Annotated in this window: 18 protein-coding genes; 16 read left to right on the top strand and 2 right to left on the bottom strand. The window is 70.3% G+C overall.

Annotation, left to right across the window (positions count from 1 at the left end; all coding sequences use genetic code 11):
- On the top strand, window positions 1-2336 hold a 2336-nt coding region (relA, locus tag ACVNF4_RS17245; protein WP_461803704.1), incomplete at its 5' end, for a GTP pyrophosphokinase.
- Window positions 2337-2396: 60 nt separating this feature from the next.
- Here relA and ACVNF4_RS17240 read toward each other — a convergent pair.
- Both ACVNF4_RS17240 and ACVNF4_RS17235 read right to left on the bottom strand, forming a co-directional pair.
- Window positions 2397-3626 carry a DUF349 domain-containing protein gene (locus tag ACVNF4_RS17240; RefSeq protein ID WP_461803703.1) on the bottom strand — a complete coding sequence of 410 codons (1230 nt, stop codon included), beginning with the start codon at window positions 3624-3626 and terminating at the stop codon, window positions 2397-2399.
- A gap of 146 nt (window positions 3627-3772) precedes the next feature.
- The gene (locus ACVNF4_RS17235; RefSeq protein ID WP_461803702.1) at window positions 3773-4600 is read right to left on the bottom strand and encodes a peptidylprolyl isomerase; all 828 of its coding nucleotides are present in this window, start codon (window positions 4598-4600) and stop codon (window positions 3773-3775) included.
- 153 nt (window positions 4601-4753) lie between these two features.
- Here ACVNF4_RS17235 and ACVNF4_RS17230 point away from each other — a divergent pair, with 153 nt between their 5' ends.
- The 15 genes from ACVNF4_RS17230 to aroB all read left to right on the top strand — a co-directional run bounded on the left by ACVNF4_RS17230 (window position 4754) and on the right by aroB (window position 19974).
- Window positions 4754-5461: an MBL fold metallo-hydrolase gene (locus ACVNF4_RS17230; protein ID WP_461803701.1), complete on the top strand. Its 708-nt coding sequence runs from the start codon at window positions 4754-4756 to the stop codon at window positions 5459-5461.
- 7 nt (window positions 5462-5468) lie between these two features.
- Complete coding sequence (hisS, locus tag ACVNF4_RS17225; RefSeq protein WP_461803700.1) at window positions 5469-6734, top strand: histidine--tRNA ligase; 1266 nt, start codon at window positions 5469-5471, stop codon at window positions 6732-6734.
- 197 nt (window positions 6735-6931) lie between these two features.
- On the top strand, window positions 6932-7591 hold the full coding sequence (locus ACVNF4_RS17220; RefSeq protein WP_461803699.1) for a vitamin K epoxide reductase family protein: 660 nt from the start codon (window positions 6932-6934) through the stop codon (window positions 7589-7591).
- Window positions 7592-7648: 57 nt separating this feature from the next.
- Entirely contained in the window at window positions 7649-9004 is a 1356-nt protein-coding gene (locus tag ACVNF4_RS17215) for a replication-associated recombination protein A (protein WP_461803698.1), read from the top strand.
- Window positions 9005-9302: 298 nt separating this feature from the next.
- A complete protein-coding gene (rpsD, locus tag ACVNF4_RS17210; protein WP_461803697.1) occupies window positions 9303-9917 on the top strand; it encodes a 30S ribosomal protein S4 in 615 nt (204 codons plus the stop codon).
- Window positions 9918-10057: 140 nt separating this feature from the next.
- Entirely contained in the window at window positions 10058-10492 is a 435-nt protein-coding gene (locus tag ACVNF4_RS17205; protein ID WP_461803696.1) for a DUF948 domain-containing protein, read from the top strand.
- Between the two features lie 8 nt (window positions 10493-10500).
- On the top strand, window positions 10501-10827 hold the full coding sequence (locus ACVNF4_RS17200; RefSeq protein ID WP_461803695.1) for a hypothetical protein: 327 nt from the start codon (window positions 10501-10503) through the stop codon (window positions 10825-10827).
- Window positions 10827-13499 carry an alanine--tRNA ligase gene (gene alaS / locus ACVNF4_RS17195; RefSeq protein ID WP_461803694.1) on the top strand — a complete coding sequence of 891 codons (2673 nt, stop codon included), beginning with the start codon at window positions 10827-10829 and terminating at the stop codon, window positions 13497-13499. Before ACVNF4_RS17200 ends, alaS begins: the two co-directional genes overlap by 1 nt.
- Window positions 13499-13951, top strand: a complete 453-nt coding sequence (gene ruvX, locus ACVNF4_RS17190) for a Holliday junction resolvase RuvX (protein WP_461803693.1) — start codon at window positions 13499-13501, stop codon at window positions 13949-13951. The genes alaS and ruvX overlap by 1 nt, the downstream gene beginning before the upstream one ends.
- A 132-nt stretch (window positions 13952-14083) precedes the next feature.
- Window positions 14084-15796: an endolytic transglycosylase MltG gene (mltG, locus tag ACVNF4_RS17185; protein WP_461803692.1), complete on the top strand. Its 1713-nt coding sequence runs from the start codon at window positions 14084-14086 to the stop codon at window positions 15794-15796.
- A gap of 83 nt (window positions 15797-15879) precedes the next feature.
- Entirely contained in the window at window positions 15880-16719 is an 840-nt protein-coding gene (locus tag ACVNF4_RS17180; protein ID WP_461803691.1) for a shikimate dehydrogenase, read from the top strand.
- Window positions 16720-16776: 57 nt separating this feature from the next.
- Window positions 16777-17040, top strand: a complete 264-nt coding sequence (locus tag ACVNF4_RS17175) for a hypothetical protein (RefSeq protein ID WP_461803690.1) — start codon at window positions 16777-16779, stop codon at window positions 17038-17040.
- 167 nt (window positions 17041-17207) lie between these two features.
- Window positions 17208-18392 (top strand): chorismate synthase, encoded by a 1185-nt coding sequence (gene aroC, locus ACVNF4_RS17170; protein ID WP_461803689.1) that lies wholly within the window; start codon window positions 17208-17210, stop codon window positions 18390-18392.
- The gene (locus tag ACVNF4_RS17165; RefSeq protein WP_461803688.1) at window positions 18389-18904 is read left to right on the top strand and encodes a shikimate kinase; all 516 of its coding nucleotides are present in this window, start codon (window positions 18389-18391) and stop codon (window positions 18902-18904) included. Before aroC ends, ACVNF4_RS17165 begins: the two co-directional genes overlap by 4 nt.
- Window positions 18901-19974 (top strand): 3-dehydroquinate synthase, encoded by a 1074-nt coding sequence (gene aroB / locus ACVNF4_RS17160; RefSeq protein ID WP_461803687.1) that lies wholly within the window; start codon window positions 18901-18903, stop codon window positions 19972-19974. Before ACVNF4_RS17165 ends, aroB begins: the two co-directional genes overlap by 4 nt.
- The last annotated feature ends 289 nt before the right edge of the window (window positions 19975-20263 follow it).

Below are 20263 nucleotides of genomic sequence, written 5' to 3'. Positions count from 1 at the left end.
CGGCCCGCCCCGCACCGGCCCCGCAGCCCGCCCGTACCGGCTCCTCGAACCGGGTCCGCGCCCGGCTGGCCCGCCTCGGTGTCCAGCGCGCGAACCCCTACAACCCGGTCCTCGAACCGCTCCTGCGGATAGTCCGCAGCAACGACCCGAAGATCGAGACGGCGACGCTGCGCCAGATCGAGCGCGCCTACCAGGTCGCCGAACGCTGGCACAGAGGCCAGAAACGCAAGAGCGGCGACCCGTACATCACCCACCCCCTCGCGGTGACGACGATCCTCGCCGAACTCGGCATGGACCCGGCGACGCTGATGGCGGGCCTGCTGCACGACACCGTCGAGGACACCGAGTACGGCCTCGACGACCTGCGCCGCGACTTCGGCGACGTCGTCGCCCTCCTCGTCGACGGCGTCACCAAGCTCGACAAGGTCAAGTTCGGCGAGGCCGCGCAGGCGGAGACCGTCCGCAAGATGGTCGTCGCCATGGCCAAGGACCCCCGCGTCCTGGTCATCAAGCTCGCCGACCGCCTGCACAACATGCGCACCATGCGCTACCTCAAGCGGGAGAAGCAGGAGAAGAAGGCGCGCGAGACCCTGGAGATCTACGCGCCCCTGGCCCACCGCCTGGGCATGAACACCATCAAGTGGGAGCTGGAGGACCTCGCGTTCGCGATCCTCTACCCCAAGATGTACGACGAGATCGTCCGGCTGGTGGCCGAGCGGGCGCCGAAGCGCGACGAGTACCTCGCGATAGTGACCGACGAGGTGCAGAGCGACCTGCGCGCCGCCCGCATCAAGGCGACCGTCACGGGCCGGCCGAAGCACTACTACTCCGTCTACCAGAAGATGATCGTACGAGGCCGCGACTTCGCGGAGATCTACGACCTGGTGGGCATCCGCGTCCTCGTCGACACCGTCCGCGACTGCTACGCCGCCCTCGGCACCGTCCACGCGCGATGGAACCCGGTCCCCGGCCGGTTCAAGGACTACATCGCGATGCCCAAGTTCAACATGTACCAGTCGCTGCACACGACGGTCATCGGCCCCAACGGCAAGCCCGTCGAACTCCAGATCCGCACGTTCGACATGCACCGCCGCGCCGAGTACGGCATTGCCGCCCACTGGAAGTACAAGCAGGAGGCCGTGGCGGGCGCCTCCAAGGTCCGCACGGACGTCCCCAAGGCCGGCAAGGGCAAGGACGACCACCTCAACGACATGGCGTGGCTGCGCCAGCTCCTGGACTGGCAGAAGGAGACGGAGGACCCCAGCGAGTTCCTGGAGTCCCTGCGCTTCGACCTGTCCCGCAACGAGGTCTTCGTCTTCACCCCCAAGGGCGACGTCATCGCGCTCCCGGCCGGCGCCACCCCCGTGGACTTCTCGTACGCGGTCCACACGGAGGTCGGCCACCGCACGATAGGAGCCCGCGTCAACGGCCGGCTCGTCCCGCTGGAGTCGACCCTCGACAACGGCGACCTCGTCGAGGTCTTCACCTCCAAGGCGGCCGGCGCCGGACCCTCCCGGGACTGGCTGAACTTCGTCAAGTCGCCCCGCGCCCGCAACAAGATCCGCGCCTGGTTCTCCAAGGAGCGCCGGGACGAGGCGATCGAGCAGGGCAAGGACGCCATCGCCCGCGCGATGCGCAAGCAGAACCTGCCGATCCAGCGCATCCTCACCGGCGACTCCCTGGTTACTCTGGCGCACGAGATGCGCTACCCGGACATCTCGTCCCTGTACGCGGCGATCGGCGAGGGCCATGTCGCAGCTCAGGGCGTCGTCCAGAAACTCGTGCAGGCGCTCGGCGGGGAGGAGGCGGCCACCGAGGAGATCGACGAGGCCGTTCCGCCGTCCCGGACGCGTGGCCGCAAGCGGCGCAGCAACAACGACCCCGGTGTGGTCGTCAAGGGCGTCGACGACGTGTGGGTCAAGCTGGCCCGCTGCTGCACGCCCGTCCCCGGCGACCCGATCATCGGGTTCGTCACCCGGGGTAGTGGCGTATCGGTTCACCGCAGCGACTGCGTCAACGTGGAGTCACTGTCCCGTGAGCCCGAGCGCATCCTCGACGTCGAGTGGGCACCCACCCAGTCCTCGGTCTTCCTGGTCGCCATCCAGGTCGAGGCCCTCGACCGCTCCCGGCTCCTGTCGGACGTCACACGCGTCCTGTCCGACCAGCACGTCAACATCCTCTCCGCGGCCGTCCAGACCTCCCGCGACCGGGTCGCCACCTCCCGCTTCACCTTCGAGATGGGCGACCCGAAACACCTCGGGCACGTCCTGAAGGCCGTACGGGGCGTGGAGGGCGTGTACGACGTGTACCGGGTGACGTCGGCCAGGCGGCCGTAAGGCGGTAAGGCGCACAAAAAGAGGGCCCCGCGTACGGGGCCCTCTTTTTTCACGGGAAAATCAGCCGCCGAACTCCTGCAGCCCCTTCAGCGCCTGGTCCAGCAGCGCCTGACGCCCCTCCAGCTCGCGCTCCAGCTTGTCCGCACGCGAGTTGTTGCCCTGCGCGCGGGCCGTGTCGATCTGGGAGCGGAGCTTGTCGACGGCGGCCTGGAGCTGGCCGGTGAGACCGGCGGCACGCGCACGCGCCTCCGGGTTCGTCCGGCGCCACTCGGTCTCCTCGGCGTCCTGAAGGGCGCGCTCGACCGTGTGCATCCGGCCCTCGACCTTCGGACGGGCGTCGCGCGGGACGTGCCCGATGGCCTCCCAGCGCTCGTTGATCGCGCGGAACGCCGCACGCGCCGTCTTCAGATCGCCGATCGGCAGGAGCTTCTCGGCCTCACCGGCCAGCTCCTCCTTCAGCTTCAGGTTCTCCGTCTGCTCGGCGTCCCGCTCGGCGAAGACCCCGCTGCGGGCCGCGAAGAACACGTCCTGGGCGCCGCGGAAGCGGTTCCACAGGTCGTCCTCGTGCTCACGCTGGGCACGGCCGGCGGCCTTCCAGTCCGACATCAGCTCGCGGTAACGGGCCGCCGTCGGACCCCAGTCCTGGGACGACGACAGCGACTCGGCCTCCGCGACCAGCCGCTCCTTGAGCCGGCGGGCGTCCTCGCGCTGCGCGTCGAGCTGCGCGAAGTGCGCCTTGCGCCGCTTGGAGAACGCCGAGCGGGCGTGCGAGAAGCGGTGCCACAGCTCGTCGTCCGACTTGCGGTCGAGCCTCGGCAGGCCCTTCCACGTGTCGACCAGGGCACGCAGCCGCTCGCCGGCCGCCCGCCACTGGTCGGACTGCGCGAGCTGCTCGGCCTCGGTGACCAGGTCCTCCTTGGCCTTGCGGGACTCCTCGGACTGCTTGGCGCGCTGCTGCTTGCGCTCCTCGCGCCGCGACTCGACGGACGCCACCAGCGAGTCGAGCCGTTCCTTCAGCGACGCCAGGTCACCGACCGCGTGATGCGCGTCGACCTGCTCGCGGAGGTGGTCGATCGCCACCTGTGCGTCCTTGGCCGACAGGTCGGTGGTGCGCACGCGCTTCTCCAGGAGGCCGATCTCGACCACCAGGCCCTCGTACTTGCGCTCGAAGTAGGCCAGCGCCTCCTCGGGAGAGCCGGCCTGCCAGGAACCGACGACCTGCTCGCCGTCGGCCGTACGCACGTACACGGTCCCCGTCTCGTCGACGCGGCCCCACGGGTCGCTGCTCACAGCGCCTCCTCCACATGATGCCCGCGCAAGGCTTACGCGCCCCCGGGCATCGTCCACAGTTTCGTCTTGGCCAACATAGGCGACCGGCAGTGTGCCTGTCCGCATCCAGCGCGACCGAAATTACGCTGCCGGCCGCCCGGGATTCCTCAGGACTTCGCGACCGTCGCCTTGTCGATCACGACCGTCGCGTTCGGTGCGGTCATGCCGCTCGTCGGGTCCGCGGGCTGCGCACCCGCGGCGGCGATCTTCTTCAGCACCTTCATGCCGTCCGCCGACACCGTCCCGAACGGGGTGTACTGCGGCGGCAGCTGGCTGTCCTGGTAGACCAGGAAGAACTGGCTGCCGCCGGTGTGCGGCTGGCCGGTGTTCGCCATCGCGACCGTGCCCGCCGGGTAGGTGTTGCTCTTCAGGGACGCGTCCTTCAGGTTCTCGTCCGGGAGCGTGTAGCCGGGGCCGCCGTTGCCCTTGCCCGTCGGGTCGCCGCACTGAAGGACGTAGATGCCCTCGGTGGTGAGTCGGTGGCACTTCGTGTGGTCGAAGTAGCCCTTGCCGGCCAGGAAGTCGAAGGAGTTGACCGTCTGCGGGGCGGCCGACGCCTTCAGGTCGATGCCGATCGCACCGCACGTGGTGTCGAGCGTCATCGTGTACTTCGCCGACTTGTCGATCGTGAGCTTCGGCTCGGTCTTCCACGTCTCCGTCTTGACCGAGCCCGCCGCCGGCTTCCCGCACGGGTCCGGGCCCTTGCTCGGCTTCGGCGACGGGGAGGCCGCCACGTCGTCCGACTTCTTCTTGTCGTCGTCCTTCAGGGCACCCGTCGCGTAGATCGCGACGCTGCCGACGACGACCACGCCGAGCACCGACGCGATCACCGAGTTGCGCACACGGGCCTTGCGCCGGGCGGCGGTGCGCCGTTGCTGCTGCCGCAAGAACTTCTCCCGCGCGAGCTGCCGCTTCCGCTGTTCCTGGGTGACCACCGGTCTTCTCCTCGTGCGTCTCGTACGTCGGTTCGCTCCTGTGTGTGCCCCGTACCGTATATGGGTTGGCTGAGGAAACGGCAGCGCCGGTAGGCTCTGACGTGGGTCGCGCTGTGCGCAAGCCCCCCGTATCTAGACAAACGAAGGACGATCGTGCTCATTGCCGGGTTCCCCGCCGGAGCCTGGGGGACGAACTGTTATCTCGTCGCCCCGGCCGCCGGTGAGGAGTGCGTGATCATCGACCCGGGCCACCAGGCGGCCCCCGGAGTCGAGGAAGCACTCGCGAAGCATCGGCTCAAGCCCGTCGCCGTCGTCCTCACCCACGGCCACATCGACCACGTGGCCTCCGTCGTCCCGGTGTGCGGCGCGCACGACGTGCCCGCCTGGATCCACCCCGACGACCGGTTCATGATGAGCGACCCCGAGAAGGCCCTCGGCCGGTCCATCGGGATGCCGCTGCTCGGCGAGCTGACCATCGGGGAGCCGGACGACGTCCGTGAACTCACCGACGGAGCGCGGCTGGAGCTGGCGGGTCTGGAACTCACCGTCGCGCACGCACCGGGCCATACCGAGGGGTCGGTGACGTTCAGGCTCCCCGAGAGCGCCGACATCCCGTCGGTGTTCTTCTCCGGGGACCTGCTCTTCGCCGGCTCCATCGGACGCACCGACCTGCCCGGCGGCTCCATGGACGCCATGCTGGCCTCACTGGCCCGGGTGTGCCTGCCGCTCGACGACTCCACCGTGGTCCTCTCCGGACACGGCCCCCAGACCACCATCGGCCGCGAACGCGCCACCAACGCCTATCTGAGGCAGGTGGCCGCCGGCCAGGGAGCGTCCGACGCTCCCCGACGAGGAATGTGACTTTCCGTTGAGTACCTTCCAGGCCCCCAAGGGCACGTACGACCTGCTGCCGCCGAACTCCGCGACCTACCTCGCGGTCCGCGAGGCCCTGTCCGCGCCGCTGCGCGCCTCCGGATACGGCTACGCCGAGACGCCCGGCTTCGAGAACGTCGAACTCTTCGCGCGCGGTGTCGGCGAGTCCACCGACATCGTCACGAAGGAGATGTACGCCTTCGAGACGAAGGGCGGCGACAAGCTCGCCCTGCGCCCCGAGGGCACCGCCTCCGTGCTGCGCGCCGCGCTGGAGGCCAACCTCCACAAGACCGGCAACCTCCCCGTCAAACTCTGGTACTCCGGCTCGTACTACCGCTACGAGCGCCCCCAGAAGGGCCGTTACCGCCACTTCTCCCAGGTCGGCGCCGAGGCGATCGGCGCCGAGGACCCGGCGCTGGACGCCGAGCTGATCGTCCTCGCCGACCAGGCGTACCGCTCGCTCGGCCTGCGGGACTTCCGCATCCTCCTCAACAGCCTCGGCGACAAGGAGTGCCGCCCGGTCTACCGCGAGGCCCTCCAGGCGTTCCTGCGCGGCCTCGACCTCGACGAGGAGACCCTGCGCCGCGCCGAGATCAACCCCCTGCGGGTCCTCGACGACAAGCGCGCCGACGTCCAGAAACAGCTCACGGACGCCCCCCTCCTCCAGGACTACCTGTGCGACGCCTGCAAGGCGTACCACGAGGAGGTCCGCGCCCTGCTGAGTGCCGAGGGCGTCGCCTTCGAGGACGACCCGAAGCTGGTCCGCGGCCTCGACTACTACACCCGCACCACCTTCGAGTTCGTCCACGACGGCCTCGGCTCGCAGTCCGCCGTCGGCGGCGGCGGACGCTACGACGGCCTCTCCGAGATGATCGGCGGCCCCGCGCTGCCCTCCGTCGGCTGGGCCCTCGGCGTCGACCGCACGGTCCTCGCACTGGAGGCGGAGGGCGTCGCCCTCGACCTCCCCGCGGCCACCTCCGTCTACGCCGTCCCGCTGGGCGACGAAGCGCGCCGGGTCCTGTTCTCCAAGGTCACCGAACTCCGCAGGGCCGGTGTCGCCGCCGACTTCGCGTACGGCGGCAAGGGCCTCAAGGGCGCCATGAAGAACGCCAACCGCTCAGGCGCCCGGTACACGCTGGTCGCGGGGGAGCGGGACCTCGCCGAAGGGGTCGTCCAGCTCAAGGACATGGAGTCGGGGGACCAGACGGCGATCGCGCTGGCGGACGTCGTGAGCGAGCTCCGGGCCAGGCTGCTGCCGTAAGCCGCACCGTCAACACGGCGCGGCCGGAATCGTCCTCACGAGCGATTCCGGCCGCGGCGTTTCCAGCGCGTCAACCTGTCCTGAACAGGCGTCCGGCGGGCCGTTCTTATGTCCTTCGAACGGTGGACAGGGGGACGCGTGCGGCACAATGAGCGCTGCCAGAAGTAGGTTCCCTCTCGATTTGACGGATCGGCGTGATGAGCAAGACGACAGTCAAAGAGGTCTCCACGGACCACGAGCCGGAGCGCGCCACCGCCGACGTGCCCGGTGCGGTGGGCGGCAGCCGGGCGTTCGCGCTGATGCTGGTGATCACGGGCGCGGCGGGGCTGCTCGCCGCCTGGGTGATCACGATCGACAAGTTCAAGCTCCTTGAGGCCAAGGTCGAGGGCAAGACCTTCGTCCCCGGGTGCAGCCTCAACCCGGTCGTGTCCTGCGGCAGCGTCATGGAGTCCAAGCAGGCCGCCGCCTTCGGGTTCCCGAACCCGATGCTCGGGCTCGTCTGCTACGGCATCGTCATCGCCGTCGGCATCAGCCTGCTGGGCCGCGCCCGTTTCCCGCGCTGGTACTGGCTCACCTTCAACTTCGGCACGCTGTTCGGCGTCGGATTCTGCACCTGGCTCCAGTTCCAGTCGCTGTACCGGATCAACGCGCTGTGCCTGTGGTGCTCGCTGGCCTGGGTCGCGACGATCATCATGTTCTGGTACGTGACGTCGTTCAACGTCCGGAACGGCTTCCTGCCGGGCCCCGGCTGGCTGAAGAGCTTCTTCGGCGAGTTCACGTGGGTGCTGCCGGCCGTGCACATCGGGATCATCGGGATGCTGATCCTGACGCGCTGGTGGGACTTCTGGACGAGCTGAGGCGGCCCTTTCACATCCGCGGCGGGCGTTGTCAGTGCCGTCCTTTAGGGTTTCCGTGTGGAGCCCGACCTGTTCACCGCAGCCGCCGAAGACCGCCAGGAGAAGGATCCGACCGGAAGCCCCCTGGCGGTCCGGATGCGCCCGCGAACGCTCGACGAGGTGGCGGGCCAGCAGCATCTGCTGAAACCCGGCTCCCCCTTGCGCCGCCTGGTCGGCGAGGGCGCGGGCGGCCCGGCCGGCGTCTCCTCGGTGATCCTCTGGGGCCCGCCGGGCACGGGCAAGACGACCCTCGCGTACGTCGTCTCCAAGGCCACCAACAAGCGGTTCGTGGAGCTGTCGGCGATCACCGCCGGCGTCAAGGAGGTCCGCGCGGTCATCGACGGCGCGCGCCGGGCCAGCGGCGGCTACGGCAAGGAGACCGTCCTCTTCCTCGACGAGATCCACCGCTTCAGCAAGGCCCAGCAGGACTCCCTCCTCCCGGCCGTCGAGAACCGCTGGGTCACCCTCATCGCGGCGACGACCGAGAACCCCTACTTCTCGATCATCTCCCCCCTCCTGTCCCGCTCCCTCCTCCTCACCCTCGAACCCCTCACGGACGACGGCCTGCGCGGCCTCCTCAGAAGGGCCGTCGCCGACGACCGCGGCCTCAAAGCCGCCGTCACCCTCCCCGAGGACACCGAGGACCACCTCCTGCGCATCGCCGGCGGAGACGCCCGCCGCGCCCTCACCGCCCTCGAAGCCGCCGCCGGCGCCGCCCTCGACCAGGGCGAGACCGAGATCACCCTCGCCACCCTGGAACAGACCGTCGACCGCGCGGCCGTCAAGTACGACCGCGACGGCGACCAGCACTACGACGTCGCCAGCGCCCTCATCAAGTCCATCCGCGGCTCCGACGTCGACGCCGCCCTGCACTACCTGGCCCGCATGATCGAGGCCGGCGAGGACCCCCGCTTCATCGCCCGCCGCCTGATGATCTCCGCCAGCGAGGACATCGGCCTCGCCGACCCGACGGCCCTCACGACAGCCGTCGCCGCCGCCCAGGCCGTCGCCATGATCGGCTTCCCCGAGGCCGCGCTGACCCTGAGCCACGCGACCATCGCCCTCGCCCTGGCCCCCAAGTCCAACGCGGCGACGACCGCGATCGGCGCCGCCCTGGAGGACGTCCGCAAGGGGTTCGCGGGACCGGTGCCGGCGCACATGCGGGACGGCCACTACAAGGGCGCCGCGAAGCTCGGGCACGCGCAGGGGTACGTGTATCCGCACGACCTCCCCGAAGGCATCGCCGAGCAGCAGTACGCCCCGGACGAGATCAAGGACCGCGAGTACTACACCCCCACGAGACACGGCGCGGAGGCGCGGTACGCGGACGCCGTCGAATGGACCAGGAAGCACCTCGGTCGCAAGCGGCCTTGAGCACCCTGTAAACTCGCCCGAAGTGCCGTGTCCCGCGCTGTCAGAGCGGGACGACCGGCCGGAACCCCCGCGAGGGGGTCCCAGGAGCGTCGCGCACCGTCGAACGGTGTCGCGGGCAGCCCACCACCATCCGCCCCCGGGCGGGACCGGTCGGTGGGCCACTCGCGTGCTGCACGTATGTGCCCAGATCAGGGGAGCGGCTGCCCGGCAGGCCTCACGGCCCGCAGGGTTTCCCCGGCTGCGGATTGCGACCTCTCGTGATGCTGACAAGCCGAAGAAACAAACGGAGACAAACACAGTGGCGAACCAGTCCCGCCCCAAGGTCAAGAAGTCGCGTGCCCTCGGCATCGCGCTGACCCCGAAGGCCGTCAAGTACTTCGAGGCCCGCCCCTACCCGCCGGGTGAGCACGGCCGTGGCCGCAAGCAGAACTCGGACTACAAGGTCCGTCTGCTGGAGAAGCAGCGTCTGCGTGCGCAGTACGACCTCTCCGAGCGTCAGCTCGTCCGCGCCTACGAGCGCGCCTCCAAGGTCCAGGGCAAGACCGGTGAGGCCCTGATCGTGGAGCTGGAGCGCCGTCTCGACGCCCTGGTCCTGCGTTCGGGCATCGCCCGCACGATCTACCAGGCCCGTCAGATGGTCGTCCACGGCCACATCGAAGTCAACGGTCAGAAGACCGACAAGCCCTCGTTCCGTGTCCGTCCCGACGACGTCGTCATGGTCCGTGAGCGCAGCCGCGAGAAGACCCTCTTCACCGTGGCCCGCGAGGGTGGCTTCGCCCCCGACGGCGAGACCCCGCGCTACCTCCAGGTGAACCTCAAGGCCCTGGCGTTCCGCCTGGACCGCGAGCCGAACCGCAAGGAGATCCCGGTCATCTGCGACGAGCAGCTGGTCGTCGAGTACTACGCCCGCTGATTTTTCAGCGGTTGCAGTACCACTCGGAGCCCGCTGTCCCCTCGGGGGCGGCGGGCTTTCGTATGCCCGTAATGCGGTACAGAACGCCGTGCCGGGCGCGATAGGCTCACAGGAGGCAAGTTTTACGCGTCAGGGAGTGGGTGCAGACGGTGTCCGGAGGCGAGGTAGCCGGGATCATCGTGGCCGTCTTCTGGGCGATCCTGGTCTCCTTCCTCGCCGTCGCGCTGGTGAGGCTGGCCCAGACGCTCAGGGCGACCACCAAGCTGGTGGCGGACGTGACCGACCAGGCCGTCCCGCTGCTCGCCGACGCCTCCGCGGCCGTCCGCTCCGCTCAGACGCAGATCGACCGGGTCGACGCGATCGCGTCGGACGTCCAGGAGGTCACCTCCAACGCCTCCGCGCTGTCGACGACGGTCGCCTCGACGTTCGGCGGCCCCCTGGTGAAGGTCGCCGCGTTCGGCTACGGCGTCCGCCGCGCACTGGGCGGCCGTAAAGAGGACGTGCCCGTGAAGGCGCCCCGGCGTACCGTGATCGTGGGCCGGACAGTGTCCCGGCGGCGTGGGAAGAGGGACTGAGAGCAGCGATGTTCCGCCGTACGTTCTGGTTCACGACCGGCGTCGCAGCCGGTGTCTGGGCCACCACCAAGGTCAACCGCAAGCTGAAGCAGCTCACCCCCGAGAGCCTCGCCCAGACCGCGGCCAACAAGGCGATCGAGACGGGCGCCCGCATCAAGGACCGCGCCGTCGGCTTCGCGCTCGACGTCCGCGACGGCATGGCCCAGCGGGAGGCCGAGCTGGAGGACGCGCTCGGCATCGAGCCGGCGCCCGAACTCCCCGCACCCCGGCGCATCGTCGCCATCGAGAACACGACTTACACCAAGCATTCGTACAACCGGAATGAGGACCACTGATGGAGTCGGCTGAAATCCGCCGCCGCTGGCTGAGCTTCTTCGAGGAGCGTGGCCACAAGGTCGTGCCCTCGGCGTCGCTCATCGCGGACGACCCGACTCTGCTGCTCGTGAACGCGGGCATGGTCCCGTTCAAGCCGTACTTCCTCGGCGAGGTCACGCCGCCCGCTCCGCGCGCCACCTCGGTGCAGAAGTGCGTGCGGACGCCGGACATCGAGGAGGTCGGCAAGACCACCCGGCACGGCACGTTCTTCCAGATGTGCGGAAACTTCTCCTTCGGCGACTACTTCAAGGAAGGCGCCATCAAATACGCCTGGGAGCTGCTCACCAGCCCCCAGGACAAGGGCGGTTACGGCCTGGAGCCGGAGAAGCTCTGGATCACCGTCTACCAGGACGACGACGAGGCCGAGCAGATCTGGAAGGACGTCGTCGGCGTCCCCGCCGAGCGCATCCAGCGCCTCGGCAAGAAGGACAACTTCTGGTCCATGGGCGTCCCGGGCCCGTGCGGTCCCTGCTCCGAGATCAACTACGACCGCGGCCCGGAGTTCGGCGTCGAGGGCGGCCCGGCCGTCAACGACGAGCGCTACGTGGAGATCTGGAACCTGGTCTTCATGCAGTACGAGCGTGGCCAGGGCATCGGCAAGGAGGACTTCGAGATCCTCGGCGACCTGCCGTCGAAGAACATCGACACGGGTCTCGGTCTCGAACGCCTCGCGATGATCCTCCAGGGCGTCCAGAACATGTACGAGACGGACACCCTGCGCGTCGTCATCGACAAGGCCACCGAGCTGACCGGTGTCGGCTACGGCGACTCCCACGGCTCGGACGTCTCCCTGCGCGTGGTCGCCGACCACATGCGCACCTCCATGATGCTGATCGGCGACGGCGTCGCCCCCGGCAACGAGGGCCGCGGCTATGTGCTGCGCCGCATCATGCGCCGCGCCATCCGCAACATGCGTCTCCTCGGCGCCACCGGTCCGGTCGTGCAGGAACTCCTCGACGTCGTGATCGACACGATGGGTCAGCAGTACCCGGAGCTGGTCACCGACCGCAAGCGCATCGAGACCGTCGCGCTCGCCGAGGAAGCCGCCTTCCTCAAGGCCCTCAAGGGCGGCACGAACATCCTCGACACGGCCGTCGAGGAGACCAAGGCCGCCGGGAAGACCGTCCTCGCCGGCGACAAGGCGTTCCTGCTCCACGACACCTGGGGCTTCCCGATCGACCTCACCCTGGAGATGGCCGCCGAACAGGGCCTCTCCGTGGACGAGGACGGCTTCCGGCGCCTGATGAAGGAGCAGCGGGAGCGCGCCAAGGCCGACGCGCAGGCCAAGAAGACCGGGCACGCCGGTGCCGGTGCCTACCGGGAGATCGCCGACAAGACCGGTGAGACCGACTTCATCGGCTACACCGACACCGAGGGCGAGACCACGGTCGTCGGCATCCTCGTCGACGGCGTCTCCTCGCCGGCCGCCACCGAGGGCGACGAGGTGGAGATCGTCCTCGACCGCACCCCGTTCTACGCCGAGGGCGGCGGGCAGATCGGTGACACCGGGAGGATCCGCGTCGACTCCGGTGCCGTGATCGAGGTTCGCGACTGCCAGAAGCCGGTGCCGGGCGTGTACGTGCACAAGGGTGTTGTCCAGGTCGGTGAGGTGACGGTCGGGGCCAAGGCCCACGCGTCGATCGACAACCGGCGCCGGACGGCCATCGCCCGCGCCCACTCGGCCACCCACCTCACGCACCAGGCGCTGCGTGACGCGCTGGGCCCGACGGCCGCCCAGGCCGGTTCCGAGAACCAGCCGGGCCGGTTCCGCTTCGACTTCGGTTCGCCGTCCGCCGTTCCGACGGCCGTGATGACCGACGTCGAGCAGAAGATCAACGAGGTGCTCGCCCGCGACCTCGACGTGCACGCCGAGATCCTGCCGATCGCCGAGGCGAAGAAGCAGGGTGCCATCGCCGAGTTCGGCGAGAAGTACGGCGAGCAGGTCCGCGTGGTCACCATCGGGGACTTCTCGAAGGAGCTGTGCGGCGGTACGCACGTCCACAACACCTCGCAGCTCGGTCTGGTCAAGCTGCTCGGCGAGTCGTCGATCGGTTCCGGGGTGCGGCGTATCGAGGCCCTCGTCGGCGTCGACGCCTACAACTTCCTGGCCCGTGAGCACACGGTCGTCGCCCAGCTCCAGGAGCTGATCAAGGGGCGTCCGGAGGAGCTGCCGGAGAAGGTGTCGGCGATGCTCGGCAAGCTGAAGGACGCCGAGAAGGAGATCGAGAAGTTCCGCGCGGAGAAGGTCCTCCAGGCCGCCGCCGGACTCGCCGACTCCGCCAAGGACGTCCGTGGCGTCGCGCTGGTCACCGGCCAGGTCCCGGACGGGACGACCCCGGACGACCTGCGCAAGCTGGTCCTCGACGTGCGGGGCCGGATCCAGGGCGGGCGGGCCGCCGTCGTCGCGCTGTTCACCGTGAACAACGGCAAACCGCTGACCGTGATCGCCACCAACGAGGCCGCCCGCGAGCGCGGTCTCAAGGCGGGCGACCTGGTTCGGACGGCCGCCAAGACGCTCGGTGGCGGTGGCGGCGGCAAGCCGGACGTCGCCCAGGGCGGCGGACAGCACCCGGCCGCCGTCGGCGAGGCCGTGGACGCCGTCGAGCGGCTCGTCGCGGAGACGGCCAACTGATGCGACGCGGACGGCGGTTGGCCATCGACGTCGGGGACGCGCGGATCGGGGTCGCGTCCTGCGACCCCGACGGGATCCTCGCGACCCCGGTCGAGACGGTCCCCGGCAAGGACGTTCCGGCAGCTCACCGGCGGCTGAGGCAGCTCGTCGAGGAGTACGAGCCGATCGAGATCGTGGTCGGGCTCCCGCGCTCCCTCAAGGGGGGCGAGGGCCCGGCGGCGGTCAAGGTCAGGGGCTTCGCCGAGGTGCTCGCCAAGGCGGTGGACCCGATTCCGGTTCGGCTCGTGGACGAGCGGATGACGACCGTGACGGCCAGTCAGGGGCTGCGTGCCTCGGGCGTCAAGTCCAAGAAGGGCCGCTCTGTCATCGACCAGGCAGCCGCTGTGATCATCCTTCAGCAGGCGCTGGAATCCGAACGGGTGTCAGGTAAAGCACCCGGAGAGGGCGTCTAAGTGGTCATCTGATCGCGATACGGTAACGTTCCGCGCGATGCGGAGGTGTTCGAACAGCCTCCGCACAACAGAGGCGGAACCGCAGCCGGACCCCCCAGCCGCGAACCGCCGCCTCGCGGCTCTAGGGGATCGATGACTGAGTATGGCCGGGGTCCAGGCCCCGCACCGTGGCATCCGGAGGACCCGTTGTTCGGGGACGGCGGATGGGAAGGGCAGCAGGCCCACCCGGGTCACCAGCCTGCCTACGGGGGCCAGCAGCAGTACCCGCAGGAGCCGCAGCAGCAGGCGGCGTACCACGGCTGGTCGGCCGGCGACCAGCCCTCCGGCTACGGCCGGCAGCCCCAGTACGACCAGCAGCAGTACGACCAGTACGGTCAACCGGTCTACCCCCAGTACGACCAGCAGTACGCCCAGCAGAACCAGCCGCACTCCTACCAGCAGGGCGGCTGGGACGGCACCGGAACGCACGCGCACGTCCCCTACGCGGCCGACCCCGGTGACCCCTACGGCCAGCAGCCCGCCGCGTACGGCGCCGAGCAGCCCGACCTCTACGGCACCCCCGACGCCTACCCGCCCCCGGAGCCCCCGGCCCGCCGCCGCGAGCCCGAACCCGACCCGGAACCCGAGGCCGAGCCCGAGTCCGGCGGGGTGCTGCCGGACGACGACAACACGGACAGGCCCGAGACCACCGCCCCCGAGGAACGCGGCAGACGCGGCGGCAAAGGCGGCGGCAGAGGCGGCAAAGGAAGAGGGGACTCCGGCAAGAAGAAGCGCCGCAACGGCTTCGCCTGCCTCGTCGTCGTCCTCGTCTTCGGCGGCGGCATCGCCGGCGTCGGCTACTTCGGCCTCCAGTTCTACCAGGACCGCTACGGCGCGGCGCAGGACTACGCGGGCGACGGCACGAGCGAGACGGTCTCCGTCAGCGTCCCCAAGGGCGCGGGCGGCGCGGCGATCGGACGGCTCCTCAAGGCCGCCGGCGTCGTCAAGAGCGTCGACGCGTTCGTGTCCGCGTACTCGCAGAACGCCGCGGCGAAAGGCATCCAGGAGGGCTCCTACGTCCTCAACAAGGAGATGTCCGCCAAGGCCGCCGTCGCGATGATGCTCGACCCCAAGAGCCAGAACAACCTGATCATCGCCGAGGGCACCCGCAACGTCGCGGTCTACGCGCAGATCGACAAGCGGCTCGACCTCTCCGAGGGCACCACCGCGAACGTCGCGAAGGAGAAGTACCAGCAGCTCGGGCTGCCCGGCTGGGCGCAGAACCACCCCGAGGTGAAGGACCCGCTGGAGGGCTTCCTCTTCCCCTCGCGCTACGCGATCAACAAGGGGGACAAGCCCGAGACCGTCCTGAAGGAGATGGTCACCCGGGCCAGCCAGAAGTACCAGCAGCTCGGTCTGGAGAACCAGGCGGAGAAACTCGGTCTCGACGGGCCCTGGCAGCTCCTCACCGTCGCGAGCCTCGCGCAGGCCGAGGGCACCAGCCACGACGACTTCCGCAAGATGGCCGAGGTCGTCTACAACCGCCTCAAGCCCGGCAACCCCCAGACGTACGGCTCGCTGGAGTTCGACTCCACGTACAACTACATCAAGAACCAGAGCAAGATCGACCTCACGATCGCCGAGCTCAAGCGGTTCAAGAACCCCTACAACACGTACTACGTCAAGGGCCTGCCGCCCGGCCCCATCGACAACCCCGGTGACGAGGCGCTGCGCGGCGCCCTCAACCCGACGACGGACGGCTGGTACTACTTCATCTCGCTCGACGGCAAGACCAGCAAGTTCACCAAGACCCTCGCCGAACACGAGGCGCTGGTCGCGGAGTTCAACGCGTCGCGGAAGGGCTGACGGCCTGCGGGACAATAGCCTCACAGGGCCCGCAGGACAGCGGGCCCGTGAGGTCTCACGACCAGGTTCCAAGGACAGGTGCCATGACAGCTCGGGCCGCCGAAGCCCGCCGCGCCGCCGTGCTCGGCTCGCCCATCGCCCACTCCCTCTCCCCGGCCCTGCACCGCGCCGCGTACGACGCGCTGGGGCTCACGGGATGGTCGTACGACCGTTTCGAGGTCGACGAGGAGTCCCTCCCGGACTTCGTCGCCGCCCTCGACGCGACGTGGGCGGGGCTGTCGCTGACGATGCCGCTGAAGCGGGCGGTGATCCCCCTGCTCGACGAGGTCACCGAGACGGCGGCGTCCGTGGAGGCCGTCAACACGCTGGTCCGCACGGCCGACGGCCGCAAGGTCGGCGACAACACCGACATCCCCGGCATGGTCGCGGCCCTGCGGGAACACGGCGTCGAACAGGTCGAGTCCGCCGCGATCCTCGGCGCCGGCGCCACCGCCTCCTCCGCCCTCGCCGCGCTCTCCCGGATCTGCGCCGGCGAGGTCGTCGCCTACGTCCGCAGCGCGGAGCGCGCCGCCGAGATGCGGGAGTGGGGGGAGCGGCTCGGCGTCGACGTCCGCACGGCGGACTGGTCGGAGGCGGCCGAGGGGCTGCGGGCCCCGCTGGTCATCGCCACGACCCCGGCCGGGACGACGGACGCGCTCGCCCGTGACCTGCCCGAACGCCCCGCGACCCTCTTCGACGTCCTGTACGACCCCTGGCCCACCCAGCTCGCCGCCCGCTGGTCGATGTACGGGGGCGCGGTCGTCGGCGGCCTCGACCTGCTCGTCCACCAGGCGGTGCTCCAGGTCGAGCAGATGACCGGATGCCGGGCCGCTCCGCTCGACGTGATGCGAAAAGCGGGCGAACACGCGCTCGGCTCCCGCTAGGGTTCGCGAGGGCGTCGCGCAGGGGGCGGGGCGCGTTTTTCCGGGGGGAGCACGGTCGTGTTCATCGCGTCCGCCAAGAGCGAGATCTTCCAGTTCGTCCTTCAGTTCCTGCCGGAGTGGATCCAGATTCCGGCCCTGTGCCTGATCATCGCGCTGGCCGTGGGCTCCTGGGCCCTCACGCTGCGCCGGAAGCTGCTGCTGAGGCGCGCGCTGCGGGCGGCCGGGGCCGGTGACGGGATGATCCGGCAGCAGGGGGACGGGACGCGGGGCGCGGACTTCCTGGGGTCGTACGCGCCCCGAGAGGAGCCCCGGCAGGGCTGACCTGGTGCACCGGTCACGTCCGGCTGGTGGACCGGAGGGCGGGCCCGGGGCCGGGACGTGGGAGGATCGGGGGTGGCGGGCCAGGGCCGCGCACCCGGTGCCGCCCGCGCCGTACGCGTCGTACGCGGCGGTGGAGCGGTACCAGGCGCGAGCACCGAGGAGCATCGTTGAGCAGGCTGCGTTGGCTGACCGCGGGGGAGTCCCACGGTCCCGCACTCGTCGCCACGCTGGAGGGCCTTCCCGCCGGCGTGCCGATCACCACGGAGATGGTCGCCGACCACCTCGCGCGGCGTCGGCTCGGCTATGGGCGGGGTGCCCGGATGAAGTTCGAGCGGGACGAGATCACGTTCCTCGGCGGCGTCCGGCACGGCCTGACGATGGGTTCCCCGGTCGCGGTCATGGTGGGCAACACCGAGTGGCCGAAGTGGGAGAAGGTCATGTCGGCCGACCCCGTCGACCCGGCCGAGCTGGCGGACTCCGCGCGCAACGCCCCGCTGACCCGCCCCCGCCCCGGCCACGCCGACCTCGCCGGCATGCAGAAGTACGGCTTCGACGAGGCCCGCCCGGTCCTGGAGCGCGCCTCCGCCCGCGAGACCGCCGCCCGCGTCGCCCTCGGCGCCGTCGCCCGCTCCTACCTCAAGGAGACGGCCGGCATCGAGATCGTCAGCCACGTCGTCGAACTGGCCGCCGCGAAGGCGCCGTACGGCGTGTACCCGGTTCCGGCGGATGTCGAGAAGCTCGACGCCGACCCGGTGCGCTGCCTGGACGCGGACGCGTCGAAGGCGATGGTCGCGGAGATCGACCAGGCCCACAAGGACGGCGACACCCTCGGCGGCGTCGTCGAGGTCCTCGCCTACGGCGTGCCGGTGGGCCTCGGCTCGCACGTGCACTGGGACCGGCGCCTCGACGCGCGGCTCGCCGCCGCGCTGATGGGCATCCAGGCGATCAAGGGCGTCGAGGTCGGCGACGGCTTCGAGCTGGCGCGGGTGCCGGGGTCGAAGGCGCACGACGAGATCGTCTCCACCCCCGAGGGCATCCGCCGCGTCACGGGCCGCTCCGGCGGTACCGAGGGCGGGCTGACGACCGGTGAGCTCCTGCGCGTGCGCGCGGCGATGAAGCCCATCGCGACGGTGCCGCGCGCGCTGCGGACCGTGGACGTCGTGACGGGTGAGGCCACGCAGGCCCACCACCAGCGCTCCGACGTGTGCGCGGTGCCGGCCGCCGGGATCGTCGCGGAGGCGATGGTCGCGCTGGTCCTCGCGGACGCGGTCGCGGAGAAGTTCGGCGGGGACAGCGTCGTCGAGACGCGGCGCAACGTCCGGTCGTACCTCGACAGCCTGACGATCCGATGAGCGGTCCGCTGGTCGTGCTGGTCGGCCCGATGGGCGTCGGCAAGTCGACCGTCGGGCGGCTGCTGGCCGAGCGCCTCGGTGTGCCGTACCGGGACACCGACGACGACATCGTCGCAGCTCAGGGCCGGGCGATCGCCGACATCTTCGTCGAGGAGGGCGAGCCGGCCTTCCGCGCGATCGAGAAGGCGGCCGTCGAGGCCGCGCTCGCCGGGCACGAGGGTGTCCTCGCGCTCGGCGGCGGGTCGATCCTGGACGCGGAGACGCGCGGACTGCTCGCCGGGCAGCGGGTCGTCTATCTGTCGATGGACGTCGAGGAGGCCGTCAAGCGCACCGGCCTCAACACCGCCCGCCCGCTCCTCGCGGTCAACCCGCGCAAGCAGTGGCGGGAGCTGATGGAGGCGCGGCGCGCGCTGTACGAGTCCGTGGCGACGGCCGTCGTCGCGACCGACAGTCGGACGCCCGAAGAGGTCGCCCAAGCCGCCCTGGATTCACTGGAGTTGAAGGACGTATGACGACACGCATCCACGTCGGCGGCGACACCCCGTACGACGTCCTGGTGGGCCGGCAGCTCCTCGGCGAACTCGCCGGGCTGATCGGTGACAGGGCCAGGCGGGTCGCCGTCATCCACCCCGAGGCGCTCGCCGAGACCGGGGACGCGCTGCGGGCCGACCTCGCCGAGCAGGGGTACGAGGCGGTCGCCATCCAGGTGCCGAACGCCGAGGAGGCCAAGACCGCCGAGGTCGCCGCCTACTGCTGGAAGGCGCTCGGGCAGTCCGGGTTCACCCGCACCGACGTGATCGTCGGCGTGGGCGGCGGGGCGACGACCGACCTCGCCGGGTTCGTCGCGGCTACCTGGCTGCGCGGGGTGCGCTGGATCGCCGTCCCGACGACCGTGCTGGCCATGGTCGACGCGGCCGTCGGCGGGAAGACCGGCATCAACACGGCCGAGGGCAAGAACCTGGTGGGCGCGTTCCACCCGCCCGCCGGGGTGCTGTGCGATCTGGCCGCACTGGAGTCGCTGTCGGTCAACGACTACGTGTCGGGCCTCGCGGAGGTCATCAAGGCCGGGTTCATCGCGGACCCGGTGATCCTCGACCTGATCGAGTCCGACCCCGAGGCGGCCCGTACCCCGGCGGGACCGCACACCGCCGAGCTGATCGAGCGGTCGATCCGTGTGAAGGCGGACGTCGTGTCGTCCGACCTCAAGGAGGCGGGGCTGCGGGAGGTCCTCAACTACGGCCACACCCTCGCGCACGCCATCGAGAAGAACGAGCGCTACAAGTGGCGGCACGGCGCCGCCGTCTCCGTCGGGATGCACTTCGCGGCCGAACTCGGGCGCCTCGCGGGACGGTTGGACGACGCGACGGCGGACCGGCACAAGGCGGTCCTGGAGTCGGTCGGGCTGCCGCTGCACTACCGGTACGACCAGTGGCCCAAGCTGCTGGAGACGATGAAGGTCGACAAGAAGTCGCGCGGTGACCTGCTGCGGTTCATCGTCCTCGACGGCCTCGGCAAGCCGACCGTCATGGAGGGCCCCGACCCGGCGGTCCTGCTCGCCGCGTACGGCGAGGTCGGGCAGTAGGGACGGCTTCGCGCGGCGGGCACTTCGGGCCGCCCCCGGCCGTTCACCGAGTGACGGCCGGGGGCGGTACCGTTCGGTAGGGAGCGGGGAGCCCGCACAGAGCGAGACGGAGTGGCACCGGATGCAGCACGCAGTGGGTTCTCCGCTGCCGCCGCCCCACCAGTGGGGGCACGGTCCGGCCGGCGGGGCGCCGGCCGCACAGCATTCGGGACCGCACCACCCGCCTCCGCAGGTTCATCCGGCGCCGGGCTTCACACCGCCGGCGCCACAGCCGCACGTCCCGCCGGTC

It is taken from the genome of Streptomyces sp. S6 (assembly GCF_054880855.1).
Note: the sequence above shows the minus strand (reverse complement) of the source record. Positions and strands in the feature narration are given on the sequence as shown.

What these genes read in the sequence shown, in the direction of transcription:
- ACVNF4_RS17165 (WP_461803688.1), top strand. Translation starts at nt 18,389, where the DNA reads ATGAGCGGTCCGCTGGTCGTGCTGGTCGGCCCGATGGGCGTCGGCAAG.
- alaS (WP_461803694.1), top strand. Translation starts at nt 10,827, where the DNA reads ATGGAGTCGGCTGAAATCCGCCGCCGCTGGCTGAGCTTCTTCGAGGAG.
- aroB (WP_461803687.1), top strand. Translation starts at nt 18,901, where the DNA reads ATGACGACACGCATCCACGTCGGCGGCGACACCCCGTACGACGTCCTG.
- ACVNF4_RS17220 (WP_461803699.1), top strand. Translation starts at nt 6,932, where the DNA reads ATGAGCAAGACGACAGTCAAAGAGGTCTCCACGGACCACGAGCCGGAG.
- mltG (WP_461803692.1), top strand. Translation starts at nt 14,084, where the DNA reads ATGACTGAGTATGGCCGGGGTCCAGGCCCCGCACCGTGGCATCCGGAG.
- ruvX (WP_461803693.1), top strand. Translation starts at nt 13,499, where the DNA reads ATGCGACGCGGACGGCGGTTGGCCATCGACGTCGGGGACGCGCGGATC.
- ACVNF4_RS17200 (WP_461803695.1), top strand. Translation starts at nt 10,501, where the DNA reads ATGTTCCGCCGTACGTTCTGGTTCACGACCGGCGTCGCAGCCGGTGTC.
- ACVNF4_RS17180 (WP_461803691.1), top strand. Translation starts at nt 15,880, where the DNA reads ATGACAGCTCGGGCCGCCGAAGCCCGCCGCGCCGCCGTGCTCGGCTCG.